The organism is Micromonospora sp. WMMA2032, assembly GCF_002688545.1.
In the GTDB taxonomy this organism is placed as follows: Bacteria; Actinomycetota; Actinomycetes; order Mycobacteriales; family Micromonosporaceae; genus Micromonospora; species Micromonospora sediminicola.
Window position 1 is genome coordinate 1,059,643 of record NZ_CP024052.1, and the last position, 16,947, is coordinate 1,076,589.

At 72.8% G+C, this 16,947-nt stretch carries 16 protein-coding genes; 12 read left to right on the plus strand and 4 right to left on the minus strand.

Annotated features, from left to right (window positions below):
• Positions 1–98: 98 nt before the first annotated feature.
• Both CO540_RS30775 and CO540_RS04870 read right to left on the minus strand, forming a co-directional pair.
• Entirely contained in the window at positions 99–719 is a 621-nt protein-coding gene (locus CO540_RS30775) for a hypothetical protein (protein WP_253866468.1), read from the minus strand.
• Positions 719–2,017 (minus strand): N-6 DNA methylase, encoded by a 1,299-nt coding sequence (locus tag CO540_RS04870; protein ID WP_253866470.1) that lies wholly within the window; start codon positions 2,015–2,017, stop codon positions 719–721. The genes CO540_RS30775 and CO540_RS04870 overlap by 1 nt, the downstream gene beginning before the upstream one ends.
• A 99-nt stretch (positions 2,018–2,116) precedes the next feature.
• Here CO540_RS04870 and CO540_RS04875 point away from each other — a divergent pair, with 99 nt between their 5' ends.
• The 6 genes from CO540_RS04875 (at position 2,117) to CO540_RS04900 (ending at position 7,793) form a co-directional block, all read left to right on the plus strand.
• Positions 2,117–2,686 carry a DUF4352 domain-containing protein gene (locus CO540_RS04875; protein WP_099161087.1) on the plus strand — a complete coding sequence of 190 codons (570 nt, stop codon included), beginning with the start codon at positions 2,117–2,119 and terminating at the stop codon, positions 2,684–2,686.
• Positions 2,687–2,766: 80 nt separating this feature from the next.
• On the plus strand, positions 2,767–3,453 hold the full coding sequence (locus CO540_RS30295) for a hypothetical protein (protein WP_172967786.1): 687 nt from the start codon (positions 2,767–2,769) through the stop codon (positions 3,451–3,453).
• A 408-nt stretch (positions 3,454–3,861) separates the two neighbouring features.
• Complete coding sequence (locus tag CO540_RS04885) at positions 3,862–6,333, plus strand: AAA family ATPase (protein WP_172967787.1); 2,472 nt, start codon at positions 3,862–3,864, stop codon at positions 6,331–6,333.
• Positions 6,330–6,734, plus strand: a complete 405-nt coding sequence (locus tag CO540_RS04890) for a hypothetical protein (RefSeq protein ID WP_099161089.1) — start codon at positions 6,330–6,332, stop codon at positions 6,732–6,734. The genes CO540_RS04885 and CO540_RS04890 overlap by 4 nt, the downstream gene beginning before the upstream one ends.
• Positions 6,731–7,189, plus strand: a complete 459-nt coding sequence (locus CO540_RS04895; protein ID WP_099161090.1) for a DUF4190 domain-containing protein — start codon at positions 6,731–6,733, stop codon at positions 7,187–7,189. The genes CO540_RS04890 and CO540_RS04895 overlap by 4 nt, the downstream gene beginning before the upstream one ends.
• 85 nt (positions 7,190–7,274) lie before the next feature.
• Positions 7,275–7,793 (plus strand): hypothetical protein, encoded by a 519-nt coding sequence (locus tag CO540_RS04900; RefSeq protein WP_099161091.1) that lies wholly within the window; start codon positions 7,275–7,277, stop codon positions 7,791–7,793.
• A gap of 77 nt (positions 7,794–7,870) precedes the next feature.
• On the opposite strand, the gene CO540_RS04905 is transcribed toward CO540_RS04900, so the two are convergent.
• On the minus strand, positions 7,871–8,281 hold the full coding sequence (locus tag CO540_RS04905) for a DUF2267 domain-containing protein (protein WP_099161092.1): 411 nt from the start codon (positions 8,279–8,281) through the stop codon (positions 7,871–7,873).
• 169 nt (positions 8,282–8,450) lie between these two features.
• Positions 8,451–9,125 carry a GntR family transcriptional regulator gene (locus tag CO540_RS04910; protein ID WP_172967788.1) on the minus strand — a complete coding sequence of 225 codons (675 nt, stop codon included), beginning with the start codon at positions 9,123–9,125 and terminating at the stop codon, positions 8,451–8,453.
• A 157-nt stretch (positions 9,126–9,282) separates the two neighbouring features.
• On the opposite strand from CO540_RS04910, the gene CO540_RS04915 reads away from it, so the two are divergent.
• The 6 genes from CO540_RS04915 (at position 9,283) to CO540_RS04940 (ending at position 16,819) form a co-directional block, all read left to right on the plus strand.
• Positions 9,283–10,482 carry a CaiB/BaiF CoA-transferase family protein gene (locus tag CO540_RS04915; protein WP_099161094.1) on the plus strand — a complete coding sequence of 400 codons (1,200 nt, stop codon included), beginning with the start codon at positions 9,283–9,285 and terminating at the stop codon, positions 10,480–10,482.
• A 9-nt stretch (positions 10,483–10,491) separates the two neighbouring features.
• Positions 10,492–12,567, plus strand: a complete 2,076-nt coding sequence (locus CO540_RS04920; RefSeq protein ID WP_099161095.1) for a hydantoinase/oxoprolinase family protein — start codon at positions 10,492–10,494, stop codon at positions 12,565–12,567.
• A 2-nt stretch (positions 12,568–12,569) separates the two neighbouring features.
• Complete coding sequence (locus CO540_RS04925; RefSeq protein ID WP_099161096.1) at positions 12,570–14,441, plus strand: hydantoinase B/oxoprolinase family protein; 1,872 nt, start codon at positions 12,570–12,572, stop codon at positions 14,439–14,441.
• Positions 14,438–15,064, plus strand: a complete 627-nt coding sequence (locus CO540_RS04930) for an isochorismatase family protein (RefSeq protein ID WP_099161097.1) — start codon at positions 14,438–14,440, stop codon at positions 15,062–15,064. Before CO540_RS04925 ends, CO540_RS04930 begins: the two co-directional genes overlap by 4 nt.
• Positions 15,061–15,960, plus strand: coding sequence for a hydroxymethylglutaryl-CoA lyase (locus CO540_RS04935; protein ID WP_099161098.1), 900 nt, complete (start codon positions 15,061–15,063; stop codon positions 15,958–15,960). Before CO540_RS04930 ends, CO540_RS04935 begins: the two co-directional genes overlap by 4 nt.
• A 115-nt stretch (positions 15,961–16,075) precedes the next feature.
• A complete protein-coding gene (locus tag CO540_RS04940; protein WP_099161099.1) occupies positions 16,076–16,819 on the plus strand; it encodes a class I SAM-dependent methyltransferase in 744 nt (247 codons plus the stop codon).
• Positions 16,820–16,947 lie beyond the last annotated feature (128 nt).

The window sequence follows — 16,947 nt, forward strand, 5'->3', positions numbered from 1 at the left end:
GACGTCGAGCCGTTACAGCGCTTCCTTTAGGTTTCCTTAAGGCAACTAGTATGGAGGTAGCCGCTGCATCGTTGGACTCCCCCACTCGGCCAAAGTGATCAAGGACCATCGGGCGGACGTACGACTCCTTGTGCCAAGCCATCGGCGGTGACTCGAACCAGCTCGGAGCCCAACGAGGCTGCCTCGCGGACGGCAACCTCGAACGCCGCGAGCCGTCGGAACGCGTCCCCGTACGCCCGCTGCTCCTTCAGCGGCAACCGGCGTATCTGGGCCCGCCGGATGTCGAAGCGCAGCGTGCCCGAGAGGCTCGATGCCTGCCTCTCGTTGCCCGACGTGCGAAGGTGCCCCGCAAGGAACCACGGATCGAGCGCGTCGGGGTTGGGGCGCAGCAGATACATGTTCGGCCCGAGCAGAGCGTCTTCTTTCTCGATGACACGCACGGTGAGCTGACGCGCGGTTATCGGCACCACGACGTCGCCGGGTAGCAGCTTGACAGCCTGGCCGGGCACCGATTCTCCGTGCGGAGATGGATCCGTCCCCTCCACCACATTCCGCGCGGACAGCACCGGCAGCTCGACAGGTTGCTCAGGTTGCGCGCTTGGGCGCGCAACTGACCGCACCGGACCGATCAGTTGCAGCGCCCCGGTGCGCGCCAGTTCGGCGATCGACAGGGTCAGCGGCGCAGCAGCCCCGTCCGGTTCAGGCGTGACCTGCGGCATCAGCGCCGGCAGCTCCCCGACGATGGCGGCCAGCCGCTCCCGTGTGCGTACCAGATGCTCTCCCGTCGCCTCGCCCCCGACGGCGGGTTGGCGGCGCGCGGGGGTGAGGTCGACCTCCTCGTCGAGCAGCTCGATGACGGGGACGGCGCGGGCGAAGCCGGCCTCCTCGAGGTCGGCGTCGGGCACGGAGGTGAAGGCCCGCCAGGTCGCGAGGACCCGTGGGGCGAGGGCGGCGAGGTCGCCGTCGGCGGCGTCGACGAGCAGCGCCCGCGCGGGTGCGGGCGCGTCGGCCGGGGCCGCCGCAGCACCCACAAATGCAGGGGTACGCCGTGCGGCGCGGCCGCCCCGGCCGGGAGCGCGACGACCGCGCGCAGTGCGCCGCGGCGCAGCAGTTCGGCGCGGATGCGGCGGGCGCCGCGGCGGCCGGCGGCGGTGGGCGGCATGAGCAGGACGGCGTGCCCGCCGGGGCGCAGGTGGGCCAGGGCGTGCTGCACCCAGGCCAGCTCGGGTTCGGTACGCGGCGGGACGCCGTACTCCCAGCGCGGGTCGTAGCCGAGTTCGTCGAGGCCCCAGTTGGTGATGCCGAACGGTGGGTGGCAGACGACGGCGTCGACGGTGTGGCCGGGGAAGGCGTCGGTGCGCAGGGAGTCGCCGGGGCGTACCTCTCCGGGGACCGCGCGGAGGACGAGCCACAACCCGGCGAGGCGGGCGAGGTCCTCGTCGAGTTCCTGCCCGTAGGCGGCGGTGCCGCCGGCGCGGACGGCGGCGCGGAGGGTGGCGCCGGTGCCGGCGGCCGGGTCGAGGACGGTGCCGCCGCCGACGCCGGCGAGCCCGACCATGAGGTCGGCGAGGTCGTCGGGGGTGGCGAAGGGGCGACCCGGGCCGGGTGCGGAGAAGCGCTGCCACAGCTCGTCGAACGCGCCCTGCGGGCCGAGTTCGTCGGCGAGGGCGTCGACCTCGGGGAGCAGGCCCGCCAGCTGGTCGTCGGCGCGGCTGGATCGCTCGCCGCGCCGGCGCGCGAGCAGGTGTTCGCCGACGGCGGCGAGGGCCGTCGCCGGGTTCTCTCGCCCTGCGGTGAGGTGGCGCCAGAGCCGGTCGGCGCGGGACACCTCGGGCAGCTTGCCCTGGCCGCGGAGCCACTGCTCGACCTGCGCCAGGTCGAACTCGGGGCTGGTCGCGCTGCCACCGACCGGTTCGGGGAAGTCGCCGTGCCGTTTGCGCCAGTTGCTGACGGCGGCCCGGCCGACACCGGCGAGCCGGGCGATCTCCGCTGCGGTGATGGTCGGTGTCTCCTGCACGTTCGGAGTGTGTCACACCTGTCAAGCATCATGCTTGTTGACAGCGTTCACAGATGATGCTCTCATTGACGCCGCCACGTTCACAGCAGGAGGAAAACGATGCGCAAGACCACCACGCTCGCCCTGATCGCCGGCGCCCTCGTCGCCCTGGGGTGCGGCGCCGGCAGCACCGACGACGCCAGCAGCGGCACGGCCGAGACCGGCACCGAGGCGGCCGCGGCCGACGCCGGCAAGAAGGCCGGTTCCGGCAAGAACGAGGACAAGCCGAAGACCGCGAAGGTCGGTCAGCCGGCCCGCGACGGCAAGTTCGAGTTCACCGTCAAGTCGGCCAAGTGCGGTGTCAGCAAGGTCGGCACGTCGATGCTCGGCACCCAGGCGCAGGGCCAGTTCTGCCTGGTCACCCTCAACGTCAAGAACATCGGCAAGGAGTCGCAGATGTTCGACGGCAGCAGCCAGAAGGCGTACGGCGCCAACGGCACCGAGTACTCGGCCGACGGCTCCGCCGCGCTCTACGCCAACAAGAACGCCGAGACGTTCCTCAACGACATCAACCCCGGCAACCAGGTCACCGGTGTAGTCGTCTTCGACATCCCGAAGAACGTCAAGCTCGCCAAGCTCGAGCTGCACGACTCGCCGTTCTCCGGCGGCGTGACCGTCTCCCTCACCTGATCCACCACTCACCCGGGGCGGGCGCCACCGCCCGCCCCGCCCCTCTCCTGTCCCCACCCACTGTTCCCAGAGGAGACGTCATGTCCGACCCGACCCAGCCCATGCCGCCCGATCAGCCTGACGACCAGGCCGCCATTCCGCCGCAGTCGGCGCCGACGCCGCCCGGTACCCCGGCTCCCCCGTTCGCCGCCCAGCCGCAGAACCCCACGGTCGTCGGCTCGCCCGGCCCGACCGTTCCCGCCAAGCGCTCCCACGCCCTGGCCTGGATCGTCGGCGGCATCGCCCTCGTCATCGCGCTGTGCTGCGGTGGGATCGGGATCGCCGCGCTGAGCAACGGCGATGCCGAGCCGGCCGCCGACACGGCGTCGTCGACCACGCCGAGCGTCACGACGGCCGGTCCGTCCAGCGCGGCGCCCACGACGTCGGCGCCGACGACCGCGCCGGCGTCGACGGCCCCCGCCCTTCCGCTCTACGACACGCCGGCGAAGAGCGACTTCACGCTCAAGGTGAAGATCCTGCGCAAGCAGTGCTTCGGTAGCGCCGGTTGCAATGTCACCTACCGGATCGACGTGACCTACACCGGCAGCGGGCTCGACCCGTCCAAGACGTACGAGGTGACCTATCAGGTGAAGGGCGCCGAGGACCCGATCATCAACACCTTCGAGGTGACCGGTGACTCCGCCTCCGTGCAGGAGGAGGAGATGGCGAGCACCAAGCGCTCCGGGGACAAGCTGACCGCCGCCGTTACCGACGTCGCCGAGTTCTGAGGAAGGCGTCGCGCGTCCCGGCTGATGCCGGCACCGACAGAGCGCCACACCCCGGCAACGTCTCACCACCCCGTCGGGCGGGTCGACGAGTCGTCGACCCGCGGACACCACGCGCCTGGAGGAGAAGACGATGACCGTCGCACAACCCTTCTGGGCCGGTCCGGGACTCCGCCCGCGCCAACCGGTCGGACCACCGGCCGCCGCACCGACGATCGAGCCGATCGCTCACCGGGGCACTCCACCGGCCCGCACCTGGCTGGGCCGCCCCGATCGTCCCGGTGCACTGCCGGCCTGACCGCCGATCACCGCACCGACGGCACCCGCACAGCGTCGTCGCACCACCACCGCCAGCGAACCGGCCCCAGCCGGGCCACGCCAACTCCCCTGCCCTCCCCAGGAGGTCGCCTGATGAACCACACCGAACCCCTGGTCGAGCTGATCTTCGACCGGCTCGCCGCCGACCGCGTACCCGATGACACCGCCGAGGTGGTCCTCGCCGCGCTGACCGGCGAGGCCGACCTGGCCGCGGCGCTCGCCGGCGCGCCGACCGCACTGGAGCCGCAGCGCACCGCGGCGGACGAGCCGCGGGAGCGGATCTGGCTCTCCTCGGTCACCGTCACCGGTTTCCGCGGCGTCGGCCCGGAGCGCACCCTCGCCATCGAGCCCGGCCCCGGGCTGACCGTGGTGGTCGGACGCAACGGCTCCGGCAAGTCCAGCTTCGCCGAGGCCGTGGAACTGGCGCTCACCGGAGACAGCGCGCGCTGGGCGGACCGCAACAGCGTGTGGCGTACGGGGTGGCGCAACCTGCACGCCGGCGACCCGTGCCGGATCGCCGTCGAGCTGCGCGTCGACGGGGTCGCGACGCCCACGCGGGTAATCCGTTCCTGGCCGTCGGACGCGGAGCTGGGCGACGCCGAGGTGGCGGTCACCAGCGCACACGGCACGCACCGGGATCTCGCCGACCTGGGGCTGGCCCGGCCGTTGGAGCTGTACCGGCCGTTCCTCACCGCCGCCGAGCTGGGCCGGCTCACCGCCGGCACGCAGAGCCAGCTCTTCGACGCCATCTCCGCGATCCTCGGCCTGGAGGCGATCACCGACGCCGACCGCCGCCTGATGGCCGCCGCCCGCCCCGTCGACACCACCATCAAGGAGGTACGCGGACAGCGCGCCGCCCTCGCCGCCACCCTCGCCGGGATCGACGACGACCGGGCCCGGCGGGCAGCGGCACTGCTCGGCGCGAACCGTCCCGACCTGGCGGCGTTGACCGCGATCCTCGACGAGCCGGAGGAGCCCACCGTCGACGAGGCGGTGCTGCTCTGCCGGCGGCTGGGGGACATGCAGCTGCCCGACGCCGAGGAGGTGACCCGCCTCGCCGGGCAGCTGCGGGAGGCCGCCGCGCAGGCGCGCCGGCACGACGGCGGCCGGTCGCGGGCGTCGCTGCGCAGCGCGGAGTTGCTCCGGCTGGCCATCGAGCACCACGACGACCGGGGTGACGGGTCGTGCCCGGTCTGCGCGACGGGCCGCCTCGACGGCGACTGGCGGACCCGCGCGGCGGCGTCCCTGGTCGAGCTGCGGGACCGGACCCTCGCCGCCCAGGCCGCCGCGTCCCGGCTGACCGCGCTGCTGCAGCGGGCGCACTACCTGATCGACGACCTGGACGTGCCCGCCGGCGACGCCGACGGGGTGCCGGTCGACGACCTGCACGCGGCGGTGGCGGCGCTGCGGCTGGCGCCGGGCGGGCCGGAGGAGCTGGCCGACCACCTGACCGCCCGGTACCCGGCGGTGTTCGTCGCGGCGGAGACCGCGCGGGCGTACGCGAAGGGGCTGCTCCGCCGGCGCGACACCGGCTGGCAGACGGTGGCCGGTGAGCTGCGGGCCTGGATCGCGTCGGCCGGGACGCTGCCGGAGCGGGAACGCGCCCTCGCCCGGGTGAAGGCCGCGCGGGCGTGGCTGAAGGCGACCGGGGCGGAGCTGCGCAACCAGCGGGTGGCGCCGTTCGCGGAGCACTCGCAGCGGATCTGGGAGCGGCTGCGGCAGGAGAGCAACGTCGAGCTGGGTGCGATGACCCTGGCCGGTTCGAACACCCGGCGGCGGGTGGTCATCCCGGTCAGCGTGGACGGCGCGGACAACGGCACCGCCCTCGGGGTGATGAGCCAGGGCGAGATGCACGCCCTCGGGCTGGCGACGTTCCTGCCGCGCGGCTGCGCGCCGGAGAGCCCGTTCCGGTTCGTCGTGGTGGACGACCCGGTGCAGAGCATGGACCCGGCCAAGGTGGACGGGCTGGCCCGGGTGCTCGCCGAACTGGCCGAACAGCGGCAGGTTGTGGTGTTCACCCACGACACCCGGCTGCCCGACGCCCTCGCGCGCCTCGACCTCGGCCGGTCCCGCATCATCGAGGTGACGCGCGCGGAGCGGTCGGTGGTGACCCTGCGGCCCGGCTCCGACCCGGTGACCCGCTACCTGGACGACGCGCACGCCCTCGCGCGCGCCGAGGAGATCGCGTCGGAGGTGCGCGGGCCGGTGGTGGCGGAGCTGTGTCGCTCGGCGATCGAGGCGGCCTGCCACCGGATCGTGTGGCGGCGGCGGGTGGCCCGGGGTGTGCCGCACGACGACATCGAGGCGGCGGTCGTGGCCGCGTCCCGGCGGCTCACCACCACCGTCGCGCTGGCGCTGTTCGACGACGCCGACCGGGGCGGTGACGTCCTCGGGTACCTGGGTCGCCGGCACGGGTCGCGGGCGGTGGGCGCGTACAAGGCGTGCAAGGAGGGCGTGCACGGGGCGTACCTGTCCGACCTGCCCGGGCTGGTCTCCGACGCCCGGCACCTGGTGGCGGCGCTGCCACCGCCCACGCCCGGACACGGCGCGGAGGTCCGGTCGTGACCGCGCCGGCGCCCCGGCGCTGCCTGGCGGCGGCCGACCAGATGTTGCGCGGGTCCGGCCCGCTCGGCACGGCCGCGGTGGCCGCCGGCTGGTGGCCGCGGGCGTGCGCCTGCCTGATCCGGCTCGCCCTCGAAGGCGGGATCGACGCCTACTGGCGGCGGACCCGTCCGGTGGTGGCCGCCTGCCGGCAGGGCCGGTCGAAACAGCTGATGCTGCGCGGCCGGTTCGGGCCCGGCCCTGCCGTGGCCCGACGGGTCGCCTTCGCCTGGGCGGCCCTGTCCGCCGCCGCCCACCACCACTGCTACGAGCTGGCGCCGACGGCCGCCGAGCTGCGTCGCCTGCACACCGAGGTGAGCGCCCTGCTCACCCACCTCGACGGAAGAACGGAACCCCACCGATGACCTACCCGCAGCCCGGCCTCGACCCCACCCGCCCGCAGCCGCCGCTGCCCGCGGTCACCGGCCCGTACCCGCCGGTGTCCGCCGTCCCCCGGCCCTACCCGCCGGTGTCCGGGCCTGCCGGTGCCTACGGTCCGATGTCGGCCACGCCCTATCCGGACCCGCGGGGCCTGCCGCTGCCGCTGGCACGGCCCGTCCTGACCTCGGGCATGGCGACGGCATCGCTGGTGCTCGGGATCCTCGGCGTGCTCGGCGGCTGGTGCCTGTTCGGCCTGCCCTGCCTGCTCGCCGTCGTCCTCGGTCACCTGGCCCTGCGCGAGACCCGCGACGGCGCGCGGTCGGGGCACGGCATGGCGGTCGCCGGTCTCGTCCTGGGTTACGTCTTCGTGGGCCCGATGATCCTCTTCACCCTCATGGTCTTCTTCGGCAGTGTCCTGAGCGCCGCCCCGACACCCTGACCCGGGCGGAACAAGAGGTGTGACACGCAGCCGCCACCGCGGCCCGGAACAGGCGCCCACAAAGCCGCCGGAAGGACAGGAACGCATGTCCCAGAAGCAGCCCCTCCACGCCGGGCCCGACCGGCCCCTCGAACTGTCCCGGCGCGACGACGGCTTTGCCGTCACGGCCCGCTGGAACAGCGACACCGGATCGGACGAGATCAACGGCCCGGACGAGGTCGTCATCCGCATCTCCGACGAGGCAACCCCCGAGGTACGCCGGCACGGCATCACGTCGTCCGTCCTGCACCGGACGGGCCGGCAGGTCGACGACATGGTGGCGGAGTTCCACGACATGCCCAGCGCCGGCGCCTACCAGGTGATGGTGGGCCGCTACATCGAGGGGCGGCTCGCCGAGCTGGCCCAGGCCCGCGGTGCGACCGCAGACGGATTCGAGGCCGACCTGCTCGCGGTCTACGAGGACCTCGCCAGCCGCCGGCACGCCGACCCGCTCGGTGCCCTCGCCACCACCACCGGCCGGACCCGCGCAGCGCTCGGCCGCCTGCTCGATGTGGCTCGTCACCGCAACGACCAGGAGGGACCCTCACGTGAGCACCTCGCATGATGCCTCGGTGACATCGTCAGCGCCGGGCCGCGTGTGGTCGGAGGTCTTCCCCCGCAGCCGAATCTCACCCCAACGCGCTACGAGCCGCGGCGCCGCCCGCCACCGGCGCCCACCGGTTCGATCACCTGCGAGAACTCCTCGGGAAGTTGGTCCATGGCGTTCTCGAACTCGTCTCGGGTCACGGCCTCACGGAGGGTGGTGAGCACCGCGCGGACCCCGGCACCGGCGACCGCACGGTCGACCCCCGGACGATCCCCCACCCGCTGCACGAATTCGTCGAGCCCGAACGCGGCGGCCATTTCCCCTCCGAGCGGTCTGCTCAGGTGATCGGCAAGTCGATCCGGAAGCTGATAGGCGAGGTCCTCGGCCTGGCCGGCGCTGATCCGATCCGCCAACGTCTCCAACGTCACGCCGGTCAGTGTGGCCGCCTGATCGGTCGAAACCTCTGCTCGCGTGGCCACTGCATCAACGAAATCCTCGTATTCCACCTGATTCCCCTCTCCGGCCAGATCACCGTCGAACGGCTGGTACGCATCACATCGCTTCGTTGAGCGAACTGGTACCTGAACAGCCTGCTAGGACGGAGGGTGATCCGGCCTCATCCCCATCGGGCGAATCACCACGGCCCCGAACCTGACACAGGCGGCCTACGCCACGTCACAGGTCGTGATCCGGGCGGATGGAATGCCATGCCGCCCGTACGTGGCTGCGCATGACCGATTCGGCCCAGTCGGGGTCGGCGGCGGTGAGTGCCGCCACCAGCTCGTGGTGGTGAGCCAGGCTGCGGCGCAGGGCCTCGGGGCTGTAGTGGGAGAAGGTCCGCCAGACGAGCGGCATCTGGATCACCGAGGAGACGACGCCGGCCAGGCGGCTGTTGTCGGACGCCTCGAGGATCATCCGGTGGAACTGGTTGTTCAGCTCGGTGAGTTCGTCCACGTCGGTCGGTCGTCCGCCCGGCGCGACCTCGTCCATCCGGTGGGCCAGCGCGTCGAGCGCGGCCACGTCGACGGTGCCGGTGACGGCCGCCAGTCGGCAGCCCCAGGGCTCGAGCACGGACCGCAGGCCGAAGATCTCGTCGAGGTCGTGGATGCTCCAGGCCTGGACCTGTACGCCGCGGTTGCGTTCGTGGCGGACCAGTCCCTCGGCGGTGAGCCGCCGGAGCGCCTCGCGGACCGGCGTCCGGCTCACCCCGACCGACTCGGCCAGCTCGCCCTCACGGAGCCACTCGCCGGCCGACCGCTGCCCGGACAGGATCTGGTCCCGGATCAGCCGGTAGGCGTGGTCGGCGGCGTGGCCGTTGTCGGCCTCCCGCAGCCCGGTGCGGTCACTCATGATGCTCCGCACGGTAACAACGCGGCAGGTTGTATGCAATGAGCCCACGGGCCATTGACAGCACGAGCAGCTGAGGCCTACTTTTCCCGCACAGCCCGATGTAACGACGGTCACAGCTCCGGCTGATTGCATGCAAAAGACGCTGATTGAGGGGTCCATGAGCACTCCACTACCGCTTGACGACATCCGGGTGATCGAGCTCGGCCAGCTGCTGGCGGGGCCGTTCTGCGGCCAGCTCCTGGGTGACTTCGGCGCCGAGGTGATCAAGGTCGAGGACCCGGGTCGGGGTGACCCGATGCGGCAGTGGGGACGCGAGAAGCCGTACGGGAAGTCGCTCTGGTGGCCGGTGGTGGCGCGGAACAAGAAGTCCGTGACCGCGAACCTGCGGACCGACGAGGGCCAGGACCTGGTACGCGGGCTCGTCGCCCGGGCGGACGTGTTGATCGAGAACTTCCGGCCGGGCACGTTGGAGCGGTGGGGCCTGGCCCCGGAGCGCCTGTGGGAGATCAACCCCGGCCTGGTCGTCACCCGGGTGACCGGCTTCGGTCAGAGCGGCCCCTACTCGTCCCGCGCCGGATACGGCTCGATCGGTGAGGCGATGGGCGGGATCCGGTACGTGACGGGCGACCCCGACCGTCCCCCGGCCCGAGCCGGCGTCTCCCTGGGCGACTCCCTCGCGGCGACGTTCGCCTGCCTGGGCACCCTGGTGGCGTTGCACCAGCGCGGACGCACCGGTCGGGGCCAGGTGGTCGACTCGGCCATCTACGAGGCCGTGCTGGCGATGATGGAGTCGCTGATCCCCGAGTACCAGATCGCCGGCTACCAGCGGGAGCGGACCGGGACCACGCTGCCGAACGTGTCCCCGAGCAACGTCTACCCGACCGCCGACGGCGAGATGGTGCTGATCGCGGCGAACCAGGACACGGTGTTCCGCCGCCTCGCCGAGGCGATGGGCCGGGCCGAGCTGGCCACGGACGAGAGGTACGCCACGCACGGCGCCCGCGGGCGGTGGATGGAGCAACTGGACGGCCTGATCGCCGAGTGGAGCTCCACGCTCACCTCCGACGAGCTGCTCGAACGGCTGCACGGGCACGGCGTGCCGGCGGGCCGCATCTTCCGGGCCCGGGACATGTTCGCGGACCCGCACTTCGCCGCCCGGGAGGCGATCGTCCGGCTGACCCATCCGGACCTGGGCGAGTTCGCCATGCACAACGTCGTACCCAAACTCTCCGACAGCCCGGGCCGCGTCCGGCACGTCGGCCCCGAACTCGGCGAGCACACCGAAGACATCTACCGCGACCTGCTGGGACTCGACGACGACGCGATCGCGTCGCTGCGTTCCACCGGCGTCATCTGAGGAGGAACCATGACCTACCGGCTCGGTGTGGACGTGGGGGGAACGTTCACCGACATCCTGCTGATCGACGAGGCGACGGGAGACACCTACCGGGCCAAGACCTCCTCCACCCCCGAGGACCAGTCCGTCGGGGTGCTGCGGGGCATCGAGCGGGCCTGCGCGGCGGCCGGTGTGCCCATGTCGGAGATCGCCGAGGTGTTCCACGGCACCACGGTCGCCACGAACGCGATCCTCGAGGGCAAGGGCGCCCGGGTCGGGCTGGTCAGCACCGAGGGTTTCCGGCAGGTGCTCCAGATCGCCCGGTCGTTCGTGCCGGGGGGCCTCGCCGGCTGGATCATCTGGCCGAAGCCGGAGCCCCTCGCGGCCCTGGAGGACACCGTGGAGGTACGCGGCCGGATCGGCGCCGACGGCGCGGTGGTGACCGCACTCGACGAGGCGGACGTCCGCGCGAAGCTGCGCCGGCTGCGTACGCAGGGCATCGAGGCGTTGAGCGTCAGCCTCATCAACTCCTACGCCAACCCGGAGCACGAGCGTCGTGTGGCCGAGCTGGCCGCCGAGGAGCTTCCCGGCGTACCGGTGTCGTTGTCGTCGTCGGTGCTGCCGGAGCTGCGCGAGTACGAGCGGACCATCACCACCGTCGCGAACGCCGCCGTGCAGCCGCAGGTGGCGCGCTACGTGGCGAACCTCGAGGCGCAGCTGCGCGAGTCGGGGGTGGCCGGACGGTTGTGCATCCTGCGCAGCGACGGCGGTCTGGTCTCCGCGGCCGTCGCCGCGGACAACCCGGTGAACCTGCTGCTGTCCGGCCCCGCTGGCGGGGTGACCGGCGCGACGTGGGTGGCGGAGCAGGCCGGCTACCGGGACTTCCTGACCTTCGACATGGGCGGCACCTCCACCGACGTCGCCCTGGTCCAGGGGTTGTCGCCGCGGGTGGGTCGGGAGACCACCGTCGGGGACCTCAAGGTCCGGGCCACCTCCGTCGACGTTCGTACGGTGGGCGCCGGAGGCGGCTCCATCGCCCACGTGCCACCGCTGACCCAGGCGCTGCGGGTGGGCCCGCAGTCGGCCGGCGCCGCCCCCGGTCCGGCCGCGTACGCGGCGGGCGGCGACCAGCCGACGGTGACCGACGCGAACGTCGTGCTCGGCTACCTGCCCACCGACCTGGCCGGGGGCGAGATCACGCTGGACCGGGCGGCGGCGCGGGCGGCCGTGAAGTCGATCGCCGACGCCACCGGGCTGGAGTCGGTGGAGGCCGCCGCGGCGGGCATCGTCGACATCGTCAACGAGAACATGTTCGGCGCGCTGCGGCTCGTGTCGGTGCAGCAGGGCTTCGACCCGCGCGACTACGCGCTGGTGGCCTTCGGTGGAGCCGGTCCGCTGCACGCCAACGCCCTGGGCCGGCTGACCGGAGCCTGGCCGGTGATCATCCCGCCGTCGCCTGGGGTGCTGTGCGCCTACGGCGACGCGACGACCAACCTGCGCGACGAGTCGGTGCGGACGCTGGTGCGCCGCTTCGGCGAACTCACCGACTCCAGCCTGCGCGCCGTCCTCGACGAACTCGCCGGCAAGGCGTGCGCCACCCTCGCCGAGCAGGGCGTCCCCACGGAGGAGCAGCGGGTCGTCTACTCCGCCGACCTGCGCTACCACGGCCAGGGTTTCGAGATCCCCGTGGCCGTCGACATCGACGCCTTCGACGGCACCGGCGGTGGGCTCGCCGCCCTGCGGTCGGCGTTCGACGCCGATCACCAGCGACTGTTCTCCTTCGTCCTCGACGCCGAGCACGAACTGGTGACCGTCCGGGCCACCGCGCACGGTCCGCGGCCGCAGGTCGCCGCGCCCGAGCTCGAACCCGGAGACGGTGACCCGAGCGCCGCGCTGCGGGCCCACCACCGGATCTGGGTCGACGGCGCCGAGGTCGACGCCGGCGGCTACGACCGGGCCCGGCTGCGCGCGGGCGACGTCGTACCGGGCCCGGCGATCATCACCGAGATGGACTCCACCACCCTCGTGCTGCCCGGTCACACGGCCACCGTGCATCCCAGTGGCAGCCTCCTCATCCGTCCCGTCGACACCACCACGGAGAGCTGACCATGGCACGCCTCATCGAGACCGCTACCGGACCCCTTCGCAGCGTGGACGTCGACCTGGTCACCCTCGACCTGATCGAGAACGGGCTGCGCAACGCCCGCTACGAGATGGACGAGGTGCTCTTCCGGACCGCGCTGTCGCCGGGAATCCGGGAGCAGCACGACGAGTTCCCGCTGATCGCCAACCGGGACGGGAAGATGATGGTGGGACAGTTCGGGCTGTCCATCCCGGACTTCCTGGAGAACTTCGAAGGTGACATCGAGGAGGGCGACGTCCTGCTGACGTCGGACCCGTACTCCTGCGGCGCCGCGATCAGCCACGCCAACGACTGGCTGGTGGTGCTGCCCATCTTCTTCGAGGGACGGATCGTGGGCTGGGCGGCGATGTTCGGGCACATGTCCGACGTCGGCGGCAAGACCCCGGCGTCGATGCCGACCGACGCCCGCACCATCTTCGAGGAGGGCGTGGTCATCCCGCCCTTCAAGCTGTACCGCAGGGGTGTGCTCGCCGAGGACGCCCTGCGGATCATCCTCAACCAGGTGCGCAAGCCCGACTGGAACCGCGCGGACCTCAACGGGATCGTCGCGGCCTGCCGGACCGCCTCCCGTCGGGTCCAGGAGATGTGCGCCCGGTTCGGGGTCGACACCTACGACTCCGCGCTCGACCAGCTCCTCGACCGCAACTACCGGGCCATGAAGGTGCTGCTCGAGGCGGTGTTCGCCGAGGGCGAGACGCTCTCGTTCACCGACTACATCTGCGACGACGGGCTCGGCTACGGACCCTACGAGCTCAAGCTCAGCCTGACCCGCACCGGCGAGAAGGTGCTGCTGGACTTCACCGGCAGCAGCCCGCAGGCGCAGGGACCGATCAACTACTACATCAACGAGAACCTCGTCCGGATGTTCTTCGGCATCTACATGATCACCGTCGCCGACCCGCAGATCCTCTGGAACGACGGCTTCTACCCGCTGGTCGACGTCACGATCCCCGACGACTCGTTCTGGAAGCCCGCGTACCCCGCCGCCCTCAACGCGCGAAACCACGGCATCGGGCGCGTCTTCGACCTGTTCGGCGGCCTGCTCGGCCAGACCAACCCGGGGCTGCTCAACGCCGCCGGATTCTCGTCGTCACCGCACTTCATGTACTCGGGCACCTACGGGCCCGGTGAGCGCAAGGGTGAATGGTTCCAGCTCTACTCCATCGGGTTCGGCGGCATCCCAGGCCGGCCGGTGGGGGACGGCCCGGACGGCCACTCGCTGTGGCCGTCGTTCGTCAACATCCCGTGCGAGTACCTGGAGTCGTACTACCCGCTGCGCGTCGAACGCTGGGAGACCGTCGCGGACACCGGTGGCGCCGGACTGCACCGCGGCGGCAACGGCGTCGACGTGGCCTACCGGTTCCTGGAGGCCGGCACGATCGCGATCCACGACGACCGCTGGCTGACGTACCCGTGGGGCGTCAACGGCGGCGAGCCGGGCACGCGTGGCCGCAAGTGGATCGAACGCGCCGACGGCGGCACCGAGATCCTGGGCAGCAAGGTGCACGACGTGCCCGTGGCCCCGGGGGACGTGCTGCACTTCGTCACCTGGGGCGGCGGCGGGTGGGGCGACCCGCTCGCCCGCGACCCGGAACTGGTCGGCCTCGAGGTCCGCCGGGGCCTGGTCACCCCCGCGGGCGCCCGTCGCTACGGCGTGGTCTGCGACGAGGCCGGCGCCGTCGACGTCACGGCCACCGAGGAGGTACGCGCCGAGCTGCGCCACGGACGCCCCGTCCCCCTGCCCACGTTCGACATGGGGCCGCCGATCGAGACGGTCCTGGACCGGTGCCTGGAGGAGACGGGCCTGCCCGCTCCCCGGCCGCCCGTCGCCCGATGAGCCCCGCGCCGGCCCCCGGCGACGACGGATTCGGGGGTGCGCTCCCGCCCGGCGCCCGTCCCGCCGTGCTCGTCATCGACCTGATGCGGGCCTACTTCGACCCGGCCAGCCCGCTGTGCCTGCCGTCCACCGACGGCCTGCGGTCGGCCGGCCGGGTCGTCGCCGCGGCTCGCGGCCACCGGATCCCCGTGCTGCACACCCGCGTCGCGTACGGGCCGAGCGGTGTCGACGGAGGTCTGTTCGTCCGGAAGGTTCCCGCCCTGCGGCAGCTCTTCGACGGCGGTGGCGCGATGGGGCAACCGATGCCGCAGGTCTGCCCCGCCGACGACGAGCTGGTCCTGGTCAAGCAGTACGCCAGCGCCTTCTTCGGCACGTCCCTGGCGTCCACCCTGCGCGCGGCGCACATCGACACCGTCGTGCTGGTCGGCGTCAGCACGAGCGGTTGTGTGCGCGCCACCGCGGTGGACGCGATACAGCACGGTTTCGTCCCGCTGGTGGTCCGGGAGGCGGTCGCGGACCGCGCCGCCGGCCCGCACGAGGCGAGCCTGTCCGACCTGCAGGCCAAGTACGCCGAGGTGATCAGCGAGGCCGACGCCGTCGCCTACCTGTCGGAGGAGCGATGACCGCCGGAATCGACATCGTGGAGGTGTCGCCCCGCGACGGCCTGCAGAACGAGGCGACGGTCCTCACCACCGCGGACAAGATCGAGCTCGTCGACCGGGCGGTCCGGTCGGGCGCCCGACGGGTCGAGGTGACCAGCTTCGTCAACCCCGCCCGGGTTCCGCAGATGGCGGACGCGGACGAGCTGATGGCCGCGCTCCCCCGCCACGAGGGCGTCCGGTACGCGGGCCTGGTCATGAACCGCCGCGGCCTGGACCGGGCCCTCGCTGCGGGCGTCGACGAGATCAACGTCGTCGTGGTGGCCACGGACACCTTCTGCGGCCGCAACCAGGGCATGACCACGGCGCAGGCGTGCGACACGGCGGCCGAGCTGGTGCGGACGGCCGGCGCGGCGGGGGTGTTCACGACGGTGACCGTCGGCGCGGCGTTCGGATGCCCGTTCGAGGGCGAGGTCCCGCTGTCCCGGTTGCGGGAGGTGCTCGCGCGGGTGCGGGACGCCGGCCCCGACGAGCTGGCTCTCGCCGACACCATCGGGGTGGCCGTACCGTCCGACGTCACCGACCGGTTGGCGCTCGCCCGGGAGGTCACGCAATCGCGGACGCCACTGCGGTTGCACCTGCACGACACCCGGCACACCGGCGTGGCCAACGCGGTCGCGGCGGTCCGGGCGGGCGTCACCACCCTCGACGCCAGCATCGGCGGCGCAGGCGGCTGCCCGTTCGCGCCGGCGGCGACCGGAAACGTCGCCACCGAGGACCTCGTCTACCTGTTCGACCGGATGGGGCAGCCCACCGGTCTGGACCTGGGGACCATCACCTCGACCGCCTCCTGGCTGGAGGGCCGGCTCGGTAAACGGCTGCCGGGCGCGCTGCTGCGGGCGGGGCCGTTTCCCGCCTGAGCCCGGCCCGGCGAGCACGACACGGCACGACACCGACGAGCGGCCGACCACGACGTGGTGCGTGGTGCGCCACAGTGCTTGCCCCGCCGGACGGTCGCGTAGTTGGCTCGACGGCATGGCCCGCATCGCGTACCACGACGCGGACGCCGAGGCGTTCGCCGCGACCCGTCACCTCACCGACGACGGCCTCACCGCCTGGCGCGCCGCCGTCACCCGCCACCTCGACCCGCGTCCCGGCATGCGCGTGCTCGACCTGGGCGCCGGCACCGGCAGCTGGGCCCGCGCCCTCACCACCTGGTTCCCCGGCGTCGAGGTCGTCGCCGTCGAGCCGTCGGCGGCCATGCGCGCCCGCTGCGCGTTCGCCCCACTCGTCGCGGGTGACGCCCGGAGCATCCCGCTGGCCGACCGGAGCCTCGACGGCGTGTGGCTGTCCACCGTCATCCACCACGTGCCCGACCTGGCCGCCGCGGCGCGCGAGCTGCGCCGGGTGCTGCGGCCCGGCGCACCCGTGCTGATCCGGTCCGCGTTCGCCGGACGGCACGAGGCGATCACCCTGTTCCGCTTCTTCCCGGAGGCGATCCGCGTGCTCGACTCCTACCCCGGCATCGCCGACGTGGAAGCCGCCTTCGCCGCCGCCGGGTTCACCACCGTCGCGGTCGAGCCGGTTCCGCAGGTCACCGCGCCGTCGCTGCGGGAGGCGGCCGCCGGCCTGCGGCGGGAGGCGCACACCCCGCTTCAGCTGATCACCGACGACGAGTACGCCGCCGGGGCGGCGCGTCTCCGCGAGGCCGCCCGGGTCGAGGTCGGACCGGTGATCGACGCGCTGGACCTGCTGGTTCTGCGCCGCGACGGCAGGTGAGTCGTTACCGATATCAGCTCGACAGGGGGCGGTGGGCGGCACCTCGCCCGGCGCAGGGCGAGCCCTCGCGGGCTGCCGCGGCGGCGCCGGTTCGGCACCGGGCGCACGGTCGCGGAGCTGACCGGCCG

Excerpts from the sequence above, each read along its gene's own strand:
- CO540_RS04915 (WP_099161094.1), top strand. The coding sequence starts at position 9,283 with ATGAGCACTCCACTACCGCTTGACGACATCCGGGTGATCGAGCTCGGC.
- CO540_RS30295 (WP_172967786.1), top strand. The coding sequence starts at position 2,767 with ATGTCCGACCCGACCCAGCCCATGCCGCCCGATCAGCCTGACGACCAG.
- CO540_RS04895 (WP_099161090.1), top strand. The coding sequence starts at position 6,731 with ATGACCTACCCGCAGCCCGGCCTCGACCCCACCCGCCCGCAGCCGCCG.
- CO540_RS04925 (WP_099161096.1), top strand. The coding sequence starts at position 12,570 with ATGGCACGCCTCATCGAGACCGCTACCGGACCCCTTCGCAGCGTGGAC.
- CO540_RS30775 (WP_253866468.1), bottom strand. The coding sequence starts at position 719 with ATGCCGCAGGTCACGCCTGAACCGGACGGGGCTGCTGCGCCGCTGACC.
- CO540_RS04885 (WP_172967787.1), top strand. The coding sequence starts at position 3,862 with ATGAACCACACCGAACCCCTGGTCGAGCTGATCTTCGACCGGCTCGCC.
- CO540_RS04910 (WP_172967788.1), bottom strand. The coding sequence starts at position 9,125 with ATGAGTGACCGCACCGGGCTGCGGGAGGCCGACAACGGCCACGCCGCC.
- CO540_RS04940 (WP_099161099.1), top strand. The coding sequence starts at position 16,076 with ATGGCCCGCATCGCGTACCACGACGCGGACGCCGAGGCGTTCGCCGCG.
- CO540_RS04875 (WP_099161087.1), top strand. The coding sequence starts at position 2,117 with ATGCGCAAGACCACCACGCTCGCCCTGATCGCCGGCGCCCTCGTCGCC.
- CO540_RS04930 (WP_099161097.1), top strand. The coding sequence starts at position 14,438 with ATGAGCCCCGCGCCGGCCCCCGGCGACGACGGATTCGGGGGTGCGCTC.
- CO540_RS04900 (WP_099161091.1), top strand. The coding sequence starts at position 7,275 with ATGTCCCAGAAGCAGCCCCTCCACGCCGGGCCCGACCGGCCCCTCGAA.
- CO540_RS04920 (WP_099161095.1), top strand. The coding sequence starts at position 10,492 with ATGACCTACCGGCTCGGTGTGGACGTGGGGGGAACGTTCACCGACATC.
- CO540_RS04935 (WP_099161098.1), top strand. The coding sequence starts at position 15,061 with ATGACCGCCGGAATCGACATCGTGGAGGTGTCGCCCCGCGACGGCCTG.